6 protein-coding genes and 1 pseudogene are annotated in these 7,323 nt (G+C 67.2%); all 7 read left to right on the top strand.

Annotation, left to right across the window (positions count from 1 at the left end; genetic code table 11):
* Nucleotides 1–232, top strand: a 232-nt coding sequence (locus tag NBW84_RS14785) for a hypothetical protein (RefSeq protein ID WP_250285318.1), incomplete at its 5' end; no start/stop codon positions are given.
* A gap of 114 nt (nucleotides 233–346) precedes the next feature.
* Nucleotides 347–2,044, top strand: a complete 1,698-nt coding sequence (locus NBW84_RS14780; RefSeq protein ID WP_250285317.1) for a class I SAM-dependent DNA methyltransferase — start codon at nucleotides 347–349, stop codon at nucleotides 2,042–2,044.
* Nucleotides 2,037–2,423: pseudogene (locus tag NBW84_RS14775) on the top strand (restriction endonuclease subunit S); the annotation flags it as partial. The gene NBW84_RS14780 and the pseudogene NBW84_RS14775, both read left to right, overlap by 8 nt.
* An 18-nt stretch (nucleotides 2,424–2,441) precedes the next feature.
* On the top strand, nucleotides 2,442–3,158 hold the full coding sequence (locus NBW84_RS14770) for a restriction endonuclease subunit S (RefSeq protein ID WP_250285320.1): 717 nt from the start codon (nucleotides 2,442–2,444) through the stop codon (nucleotides 3,156–3,158).
* Complete coding sequence (locus NBW84_RS14765; protein WP_250285315.1) at nucleotides 3,155–6,385, top strand: type I restriction endonuclease subunit R; 3,231 nt, start codon at nucleotides 3,155–3,157, stop codon at nucleotides 6,383–6,385. The genes NBW84_RS14770 and NBW84_RS14765 overlap by 4 nt, the downstream gene beginning before the upstream one ends.
* A 247-nt stretch (nucleotides 6,386–6,632) precedes the next feature.
* Complete coding sequence (locus NBW84_RS14760) at nucleotides 6,633–6,857, top strand: hypothetical protein (protein WP_250285313.1); 225 nt, start codon at nucleotides 6,633–6,635, stop codon at nucleotides 6,855–6,857.
* A 151-nt stretch (nucleotides 6,858–7,008) separates the two neighbouring features.
* A complete protein-coding gene (locus NBW84_RS14755; RefSeq protein WP_250285312.1) occupies nucleotides 7,009–7,161 on the top strand; it encodes a hypothetical protein in 153 nt (50 codons plus the stop codon).
* Nucleotides 7,162–7,323: the final 162 nt, after the last annotated feature.

Raw genomic sequence — 7,323 nt, 5'->3', positions numbered from 1 at the left:
CCGCGCGTCCGGGGCGGTCCGCGCGCCACGCCGGCTGGAGGACCTGTGTGTCGCCGCGCTGCCCGAGCCGGTCGTGCGCCGGCTCGACGCCCTGCTCGCCCGCGCCGACGCCCGCCGGGCTCATCTACTGTGCGAGCTCGGCATGCTGGACGAGCTGGCCCGGACCACCATCGGTGGGCTGGCGGACGGCACACTGACCCTGATCGCCGCCCCGGACGGCCAGCGCCCCTGACCCGCCGGCCCTGACGACCACCGAGCCACCGAGCAGCCGAGCCACCGAGCAGCCGAGCAGCCGAGCCGTCGCGGCAGCGGAACATCGAGATATCGAGAAGCACCGAGGAGACATATGCCCCCGCGGAAGAAGTCCGCTCCGGCCGGGCCGCCGACCATGGCCGAGTTGCGCGAGACGCTGTGGAAGGCGGCCGACAAGCTGCGCGGCTCCATGGACGCCGCCCAGTACAAGGACTTCGTCCTCGGCCTGATCTTCCTCAAGTATGTCTCGGACGCATTCGTCGAGCGGCGCGAACAGATCCGCCAGGACGTGCTCGCCGACGGGATCGCGCTATCGCGGGTCGAGGATTTCCTCGACGACCCCGACGAGTACTCCGGGCACGGGGTCTTCTGGGTTCCGGAGCAGGCCCGGTGGGAGTTCATCGCGGCGAACGCGAAGAGCGCCGGGATCGGCGAGCTGCTCAACGCCGCGATGGACGCGGTGATGAAGAAGAACCCGCCGCTCACCGGCGTCCTCCCACGGATCTTCAACAGCGAGAGCGTCGACCAGCGCCGCCTCGGCGAACTCGTCGACCTGCTCGGCGACGCCCGGTTCACCGGCCACCGGACGACGGCCCCGCCGTCGGCGTCACCCCCGCCGGGGGAGGACGGCGCGCTGTTCGCCGAACCCGCGCCGGGCGTCCCGGCGGAGGCGGTGACCCGGTCGGCCCGGGACGTGCTGGGGGAGGTGTACGAGTACTTCCTGGAGAAGTTCGCCCGTGCCGAGGGCAAGCGCGGCGGTGAGTTCTACACCCCGGCGAGCGTGGTGAAGCTGCTCGTCGAGGTGCTGGAGCCGTACTCCGGCCGGGTGTACGACCCGTGCTGCGGGTCGGGCGGCATGTTCGTCCAGGCGGAGAAGTTCGTCGCCGAGCACCGCGGGCTCACGCGCAAGGACGACATCGCCGTCTACGGGCAGGAGTCGAACGAGCGGACCTGGCGGCTGGCGAAGATGAACCTCGCCATCCACGGCATCACCGGCGACCTGAGCTCCCGGTGGGACGACACGTTCCACAACGACCGGCACCCGGACCTGCGGGCCGACTTCATCCTGGCGAACCCGCCGTTCAACATGTCCGACTGGGCGCGCACCGTCGACGACCAGCGCTGGCGCTACGGCACCCCGCCGGCCGGCAACGCGAACTTCGCCTGGATGCAGCACATCATCGCCAAGCTGGGCTCCCGGGGGAGCGCCGGGGTGGTGATGGCGAACGGTTCGATGTCGTCGAAGCAGTCCGGCGAGGGCGAGATCCGCGCCGCGCTCGTCGAGGCCGACCTGGTCGCCTGCATGATCGCGCTGCCGCCGCAGTTGTTCCGCACCACCCAGATCCCCGCCTGCCTGTGGTTCTTCGCCAAGGACAAGGGCCCGATGGGTGCCCGCCGGCTCGCCGAACGCCGTGGCGAGACCCTGTTCATCGACGCCCGGAACATGGGCACGATGATTGACCGCACCGAGCGCGTCCTCACCGACGACGACCTCGCGAAGATCGCCGGCACCTACCACGCCTGGCGGGGGACGCAGTCGGCCCGCGAGAAGAACCTGAAGTACGAGAACGTCCCCGGCTTCTGCTACTCGGCGACGACGGAGGAGATCCGCACCCACGACCATGTCCTCACCCCGGGCCGCTACGTGGGAGCCGCCGAACTCGACACCTCCAACGACGAACCAATAGCCGACAAGATCGCCCGCCTCACCAAGGAACTCTTCACCCACTTCGAGGAATCCGCCCGCCTGGAAAAAGAAGTCCGCACCCAACTGGAGCGCCTCGATGTCTGACTGGCACAAGGTGAGCCTCGGGGAGTTCGTCTCACTCCGGCGAGGGCACGACCTTCCGGCACGAGAGAGAACACAAGGCTGCGTTCCTGTAGTTGGTAGCGGTGGGATAGTTGGTTACCATGATACGGCTATTGCCCCGGGGCCGGGAGTTACGGTTGGCCGGGCTGCCAATCTTGGCTCTCCCTCCTTTGTGGATTGCGATTACTGGCCTCTAAATACAACTTTGTATGTAGATGATTTTTGTGGTAACGATCCACGATTCGTGTACTATCTGTTTCTGACACTGGACTTGACTGGCTTTGATTCTGGTAGCGTTCAGCCGATGTTAAATAGGAACTATATTCGTAGAGTTCCTATTCGGGTGCCGAGTCCATCTGGGCAGCGCGAGGTTGCTACGGTGCTCGGGGTGCTGGACGACAAGATTGCTGTCAACGAGCGTGTCGCTGCTACGTCCCGGCAGCTCGGTGAAGCCCGGTTTGCTGACGTGGTCCAGGGGTCGGGCGGTCGTAAGATCCGGCTCGGTGACTTGGTCGAGACGTTGACGCGCGGCGTGGCACCGCGCTATACCGAGGACGACGATGCCCTCGTTGTGCTCAACCAGAAGTGCATTCGTGCGGGCCGGGTGGGCCTCGATCCTGCTCGAAGGACGGAATCAGGAAATGTCCAGTCCGGTAAATATCTGAAGATGAACGATGTGCTGGTCAACTCCACAGGTGCCGGCACGCTGGGTCGGGTGGCAAGATGGGCCGGGGACATCCCGGCCACGGTCGACTCGCATGTCACCATAGTCCGTTTCTCGTCGGATCGAATGAATCCGATGTGTGGTGCGTTCGCCATACTGGCAGCTCAGCCCGAGATCGAGTCCATGGGTGAGGGAAGTACCGGCCAGACGGAACTCGGTAGGGCGAAGTTGAGTGATCTCGTGCTCGCTGTGCCGGCGCCCGAGAAATGCGAGAGTATTGGTGCCGGATTGGAAGTCCTGGAAGCTCGCGGTGAGGCCGCGCTGAGGGAATCCATCACGCTCGCGGAACTGCGGGACGCTTTGTTGCCGAAGTTGATGTCGGGGGAGATTCGGGTGCGGGATGCGGAGAAGGTTGTGGAGGATGTGACGTGAGCTCGGGTCGGGGGGGCTGGAGCGAGGCTGACTGGGAGCAGGCGGCCGTTGACACGCTCGGGGAGCTTGGGTGGCAGCCGGTGAAGGGTGCCCAGCTCGGGCCGGGTAGTGGGGAGCGGAAGGACTGGGCTGAGCCGATTCTTGTCGAGCGGCTGCGGGACGCGATCAGTCAGATCAATCCGGATCTGCCGGCCAGCGCTGTCGACGATGCCGTCGGCGTGGTGCTCGCGTCCGAATCCCGGGACGCGATCGCGGAGAACCATCGGCTGCACGAGTTCATGGCGCGCGGGATGCGTTCCGTCACCGTAGTCGACGAATATGGTGCCGAGCACACCCCGACCATCTGGCTGATCGATTTCCGCGATCCGGAGGTGAACGACTATGTCGTCGCCAGCCAGGTGCGGATCGACGACCGTAACCGTAACGGCATCCGCTGTGATCTCGTCCTGTACCTCAACGGCCTGCCGGTCGCCGTCGTCGAGCTGAAGAACGCCGGCGCCGAAAAGGGCGACCTGCGGGTCGCGCACCAGAAGCTGATGAACTACGTGGCCGAATGGCCGCTGGCGTTCCGGGCCACCGTGCTGTTTGCCGTCGCCGACGGGGTGACCGCCCGCTATGGCACCCCGTTCACCCCGTTCAACCATTTCGCGCCGTGGAACGTCGACGAGAAAGGCCAGCCGGTACGCCGGGAGGGAAACCCCGGCGGGCAGCCGCGCGACGTTGACGACGTCCGCTACGACGACGCGCAGAGCGTGCTGCTGCACGGCCTGTTCGACCAGCGCCGGTTCCTCGAGCTGCTGCGCGGCTATGTCACGTTCGCCAGTGTGGGCGGCTCGGGCCTGCGGAAGCGGATCGCGAAGGCGCACCAGTACTTCGCCGTCAGCCGGGCGGTGGAGAAGACCGTCGAGGCGATCCGCGGCGACGGGAAGGCTGGTGTCGTCTGGCACACCCAGGGCTCCGGCAAGTCGATGGAGATGGAGCTCTACGCCTACCAGGCCAGCGTCGACCCGCGGCTGGCGAACCCGACGATCCTGGTGCTCACCGACCGGATCGACCTCGACGACCAGCTCCACGGGGTGTTCAATGCCAGCCTGCTGCTGCCGAGCAAACCCGTGCGGATCGACAGCCGCGAAACGCTCCGCACGGAGCTGTCGAGCCGCACGACCGGCGGCATTCTGTTCACCACCCTGCAGAAGTTCGGCCTGACGAAGGAGGAGCGGGAGGCGAAGTCGGCGCACCCGCTGCTCTCCAACCGGCTGAACATCATCGTGATCGTGGACGAGGCGCATCGCAGCCACTACGACAATCTCGACGGGTTCGCCCTCCGGCTGCGCGAGGCGTTACCGAAGGCGACGTTCCTCGCGTTCACCGGCACCCCCCTGTCGGAGGTGGACCGCGACACCCGCAAGGTGTTCGGCGACTACATCGACACCTACGACCTCACCCGGGCCGTCGAGGACGGGGCGACCGTCCGCGTCTACCACGAAAGCCGGCTCATCCCGCTCGAACTGCCGCCGGGCGTCGACCCCGAGACGATCGACACCCGGGCCGACGAGATCACCGCCGGGCTGGACGAGGCGGAGCAGGAGCGGGTGCGCCGCAGCGTCGCCGCGATGAACGCGCTCTACGGCGCGCCGGCCCGGGTCCGGACCCTGGCGAGCGACATCGTCAAACACTGGGAGGCGCGCTCCGACCGGATGCGCCCGTTCATCGACGGCCCCGGCAAAGGGATGATCGTCTGCGCCACCCGGCAGATCTGCGCGGACCTGTACCGGGAGATCGTCGAGCTGCGCCCCGGCTGGCACGACGACGCCGTCGACCGCGGGAAGATCAAGGTCGTCTACACGGGGAATACCGACGACAAGGGCGAGATCTTCAAGCACGTCCGGCGGCCGTCCCAGAACAAGGTGATCCAGTCCCGGGTGCGTGACGCCGACGACCCGCTCGAACTGGTCATCGTGCAGTCGATGCTGCTCACCGGGTTCGACGCGCCGCCACTGCACACGATGTACCTCGACAGGCCGATGCGCGGCGCCGCGCTCATGCAGGCCATCGCCCGGGTCAACCGCACCCACCGCAACAAGCGGGACGGCCTGCTCGTCGCCTACGCCCCGGTGGCCGACCGGCTGCGTGCGGCGCTCGCCGAGTACACCTCCACCGATCAGGCGCAGCAGCCCCTCGGCCGCGACATCGGCGAGATGATCGGCAAGGTCCGTGACCTGCACGACGTCATCGTCAGGATCCTCACCGACCACGACTGGCGGGCGGCGCTCGCCGCCGGCACCCGGACGGCCTACAAGGACGCCCTGTACGGCACCATCGAGTACCTGCACGACCCGGCCCGGCCGGGGAACACGGCACGGGACGGCCAGCTCCCGCGCGCAGCCCGGTTCCGCGACGCCGCCGCCCGCCTCGAACGGGCCTACGCGCTGTGCGCCGTCCGGGACGAGCTGGACGACCTGCGCCCCGACATCGCGTTCTTCCACGCCGTCCGGGTGTCGATGGCCAAACTGGACGCCGAGGAGCGGCGGGCCGCCGGCCTGCCCGTCCCCGACGAGGTCGAGATCCTGCTGCGCCAGCTCACCGCCGCGACGATCGAGGCCGGCGGCGTCACCGACCTCTACGAGGCGGCCGGGATCTCCCGGCCCCCCGACCTCTCCCACCTGGACGAGGCATACCTGGAGCGGCTGCGGGCGTCGAAGACCCCGAACCTCGCGATCGAGGCGCTGCGGCGGGCCGTCGAACAGACCATGCGTCAGGTCACGCGGCACAACATCGTCCGCCGGCGCAGCTTCTCCGACCGGCTCGTCGAGCTGATGAACGCCTACCGCAACCAGCACCTGACCGCCGCCGAGATCCTCACCAAACTGGCGGAGATGGCCAGGGAGGTGAACACCGAGGGTGACCGCGGCCGACGCTTCACACCACCGCTGTCCACCGACGAGCTCGCGTTCTACGATGCCGTCGCGCAGAACGCCTCCGCCGTCAGGGAGCTGGGGGACGACAAGCTCGCCGCGATCGCGCGCGACCTCGTCGTCCAGGTCAGGAAGTCGGTGACCATCGACTGGACGATCCGCGAGGACGTCCGGGCGCGGATGCGCACCATCATCAAACGCCTGCTCGCCCGGCACGGCTACCCCCCGGACGCGGCCCGGGAGGCGATCGACCTCGTCATCGCCCAGACAGAAACCTTCGCCGAGGACTGGGCCGCCGGCACCGACCGCTGACCGCCGCTGACCCGCGAGCGGGGGTCATCCAACTGTCGGGACGCCGCGTCTACGCCGCGATGGAAGGCGCCATGCCCGGTGAACGACCCCACGACCGCCCTGAGAGGCGGAATCCAACCGTCTCAACACATCAGGACCTCGCGTATGGCCACGAAAAGACCACGCATGGCGAATTGCACTTGTGTAATTAGCCGCGAAACACTGTGTCCGACCGGCGACGTGGGTAAGTTCGAGCGGAGGCTGAGGGATGCTCAGGCCACGGCACCCGATCAAGGAGCTGGAGGCCGTTCTACGGAGCGCGGAGAAGCAGGGCTGGAAGGTTGACAGGGGCAAGGGCTACTTCAAGATGTTCTGCACCTGTGGTGAGCTTCACAAGAAGTTCGTGCACCTCACCCTGTCCGACCCCAACTACGGGAAGAACCTCCGCGGGTATCTGAAGAGCCGGACATCCTGGAAGGAGGACATGTCGTGACGTACTACACCATGATCGAGCTCAAGGCCAGTGGCCCGCTCGACGGTCTTGACGCCTCACTGATCTCCTTGCTGACACTCTGTATAACCTGCACAACGTCACCGACCCCGACCTTGGCGCGACTCTCAGCACCGGCCGCATCGACGTCACAATGATCGTCGATGCTGACTCCCTCGAAGAGGCTCTGCACAAGTCCCTCACCGCCACGCGCACCGCGATCCACGTGGCCGGCGGCGCGACTCCCGACTGGGAGCGGATGATCCGCGAGGTCGGCACCCAGGCCCGCGAACTCACCGACGCCTAGCAGGCGCCGATCACCAACACCAACGCGACTCGAGACCCGGCCAGCACGACGCCTGTCCCGTTTCGGGATGCAGCCGCTAGGCGGCCGGGATGATGTCGCCGTCGCGGACCGTCAGGCGACAGCTGGGTGGGGGGCCGCTTGGGCGTGCTACCCGTCGATGAT

The sequence above is a fragment of the Protofrankia sp. CiP1_Cm_nod2 genome, from assembly GCF_920664355.1.
GTDB lineage: Bacteria > Actinomycetota > Actinomycetes > Frankiales > Frankiaceae > Protofrankia.
This window is presented reverse-complemented; position numbering and strand designations above follow the sequence as displayed.

Coding starts and splice junctions, on each gene's coding strand:
- NBW84_RS14780 (WP_250285317.1), top strand. CDS start 347: ATGCCCCCGCGGAAGAAGTCCGCTCCGGCCGGGCCGCCGACCATGGCC.
- NBW84_RS14760 (WP_250285313.1), top strand. CDS start 6,633: ATGCTCAGGCCACGGCACCCGATCAAGGAGCTGGAGGCCGTTCTACGG.
- NBW84_RS14755 (WP_250285312.1), top strand. CDS start 7,009: ATGATCGTCGATGCTGACTCCCTCGAAGAGGCTCTGCACAAGTCCCTC.